The sequence below is a fragment of the Empedobacter sp. GD03865 genome, assembly GCF_029840775.1.
GTDB classification, from domain to species: Bacteria; Bacteroidota; Bacteroidia; order Flavobacteriales; family Weeksellaceae; genus Empedobacter; species Empedobacter falsenii_B.
On the sequence record NZ_JAOCDF010000065.1, the window covers coordinates 1 to 3,263 of the forward strand.

Annotated in this window: 2 tRNA genes and 2 rRNA genes; all 4 read left to right on the forward strand. The window is 45.3% G+C overall.

The features are described from left to right. Positions 1-7: 7 nt before the first annotated feature. Positions 8-1,526 (forward strand): 16S ribosomal RNA (locus N5D46_RS14565). Positions 1,527-1,713: 187 nt separating this feature from the next. Next, positions 1,714-1,787, forward strand: a tRNA-Ile gene (locus N5D46_RS14570). 44 nt (positions 1,788-1,831) lie between these two features. After that, positions 1,832-1,905: transfer RNA gene (locus tag N5D46_RS14575), tRNA-Ala, on the forward strand. Positions 1,906-2,116: 211 nt separating this feature from the next. Then, positions 2,117-3,263 (forward strand): 23S ribosomal RNA (locus tag N5D46_RS14580); the annotation flags it as partial.

Genomic DNA, 3,263 nt, shown 5'->3' on the forward strand with positions numbered 1-3,263 from the left:
AAAAATTACAATGGAGAGTTTGATCCTGGCTCAGGATGAACGCTAGCGGGAGGCTTAACACATGCAAGCCGAGGGGTATAGTTCTTTCGGGAACTAGAGACCGGCGCACGGGTGCGTAACGCGTATGCAACTTGCCCTACTGAAAAGGATAGCCCTTCGAAAGGAGGATTAATACTTTATAACAGATTTAATGGCATCATTAGATTTTGAAAGATTTATCGCAGTAGGATAGGCATGCGTAAGATTAGTTAGTTGGTGAGGTAACGGCTCACCAAGACGATGATCTTTAGGGGGCCTGAGAGGGTGAACCCCCACACTGGTACTGAGACACGGACCAGACTCCTACGGGAGGCAGCAGTGAGGAATATTGGACAATGGGTGGAAGCCTGATCCAGCCATCCCGCGTGTAGGATGACGGCCTTATGGGTTGTAAACTACTTTTATCTGGGGATAAACCTACTTACGTGTAAGTAGCTGAAGGTACCAGAAGAATAAGCACCGGCTAACTCCGTGCCAGCAGCCGCGGTAATACGGAGGGTGCAAGCGTTATCCGGATTTATTGGGTTTAAAGGGTCCGTAGGCGGATTAATCAGTCAGTGGTGAAATCTCATAGCTTAACTATGAAACTGCCATTGATACTGTTAGTCTTGAGTGATGTTGAAGTTGCTGGAATGTGTAGTGTAGCGGTGAAATGCTTAGATATTACGCAGAACACCAATTGCGAAGGCAGGTGACTAAACATTAACTGACGCTGATGGACGAAAGCGTGGGGAGCGAACAGGATTAGATACCCTGGTAGTCCACGCCGTAAACGATGGATACTTGCTGTTGGGCTTTCGGGTTCAGTGGCTAAGCGAAAGTTATAAGTATCCCACCTGGGGAGTACGTTCGCAAGAATGAAACTCAAAGGAATTGACGGGGGCCCGCACAAGCGGTGGAGCATGTGGTTTAATTCGATGATACGCGAGGAACCTTACCAAGGCTTAAATGCAATTTGACAGAACTAGAAATAGTTTTTTCTTCGGACAGACTGCAAGGTGCTGCATGGCTGTCGTCAGCTCGTGCCGTGAGGTGTTAGGTTAAGTCCTGCAACGAGCGCAACCCCTATCATTAGTTGCCAGCGTTTAAAGACGGGGACTCTAATGAGACTGCCGGTGCAAACCGCGAGGAAGGTGGGGACGACGTCAAGTCATCACGGCCCTTACGTCTTGGGCTACACACGTGCTACAATGGTAAGTACAGAGGGCAGCTACTTGGCAACAAGATGCGAATCTCAAAAACTTATCTCAGTTCGGATTGGAGTCTGCAACTCGACTCTATGAAGCTGGAATCGCTAGTAATCGCATATCAGCCATGATGCGGTGAATACGTTCCCGGGCCTTGTACACACCGCCCGTCAAGCCATGGAAGCTGGGGGTACCTGAAGTCGGTGACCGTAACAGGAGCTGCCTAGGGTAAAACTGGTAACTAGGGCTAAGTCGTAACAAGGTAGCCGTACCGGAAGGTGCGGCTGGAACATCTCATATTTAGAGAACGACGAATTTTCTTCTATTGTAAGAAGATTGATTTTGATTCGGCTTTTTATTCTGTAGTATTTAATATATAGTTAGAGATAGAGGTTAAGGTAAAGTAAAATATTAAGGAATAAAAACTTATTACTTATAACTTAAGACTTACAACTAACAAAAAGACCACTCTTTAAGAGTATTAAAGAGTCTCATAGCTCAGCTGGTTAGAGCGCTACACTGATAATGTAGAGGTCGGCAGTTCGAGTCTGCCTGAGACTACTAAAAACGAAGTTCGATTAATGAATTTCGAAATACGACAAAGAGGGGGATTAGCTCAGCTGGCTAGAGCGCTTGCCTTGCACGCAAGAGGTCATCGGTTCGACTCCGATATTCTCCACGAAGCGATAAACGAATCTCGAAGTTCGAAATTCGTCTAAAGCAGAAGAGTTCATTGACATTATTAGAAACAGATTATAATTTATTTATAATCGCATACAATCAAAAACAAACAGATTTAGAAATAAATCAAAGTTTTATAAAGGTATACAATTAATCAAGAAAACGAGTAAGATTAACATAACCGCTCATAATATGACGGTTAAATCGAGAAAAAAGTTACAAAGGGCGTACGGCGGATGCCTAGGCTTTGAGAGGCGATGAAGGACGTGATAAGCTGCGATAAGCTACGGGGAGCGGCACATACGCATTAATCCGTAGATTTCCGAATGGGACAACCCGGCATGTTGAAGGCATGTCACCCAGCAATGGGAGCGAACGTTGGGAACTGAAACATCTAAGTACCAATAGGAAAAGAAATCAATTGAGATTCCGTAAGTAGTGGCGAGCGAACGCGGATTAGCCCTAAAGACTTAATAAGGATAATAGAATAACCTGGAAAGGTTAACCGTAGAGGGTGATAGTCCCGTAAATGAAATTTTTATTAAGTTGATAACGAGTAAGGCGGAACACGAGAAATTCTGTCCGAATATGGGAGGACCATCTTCCAAGGCTAAATACTCCTCAAAGACCGATAGTGAACTAGTACTGTGAAGGAAAGGTGAAAAGCATTTCGAATAGAAAGTTGAAATAGAACCTGAAACCGTACGCCTACAAGCGGTCGGAGCACTTAATTGTGTGACGGCGTGCCTTTTGCATAATGAGCCTACGAGTTAATGTTGCTGGCAAGGTTAAGCACTTCAGGTGCGGAGCCGTAGCGAAAGCGAGTCTGAATAGGGCGCTATAGTCAGTAGTATTAGACGCGAAACCTTGTGATCTACCCATGGGCAGGTTGAAGCTTTGGTAACACAAAGTGGAGGACCGAACCGGTTGACGTTGAAAAGTCTTCGGATGACCTGTGGGTAGGGGTGAAAGGCCAATCAAACTGGGAAATAGCTCGTACTCCCCGAAATGCATTTAGGTGCAGCGTTTAGTAAAGTATATTAGAGGTAGAGCTACTGATTGGATGCGGGGGCTTCACCGCCTACCAATTCCTGACAAACTCCGAATGCTAATATATGTTTCTAGGCAGTGAGGGCATGGGTGCTAAGGTCCATGTCCGAGAGGGAAAGAACCCAGACCATCAGCTAAGGTCCCCAAATATATGCTAAGTTGAAAAAACGCGGTTGGATTGCATAGACAGCTAGGATGTTAGCTTGGAAGCAGCTATTCATTTAACGAGTGCGTAACAGCTCACTAGTCGAGCGATCCGGCATGGATAATAATCGGGCATAAGCATATTACCGAAGCTATGGATTA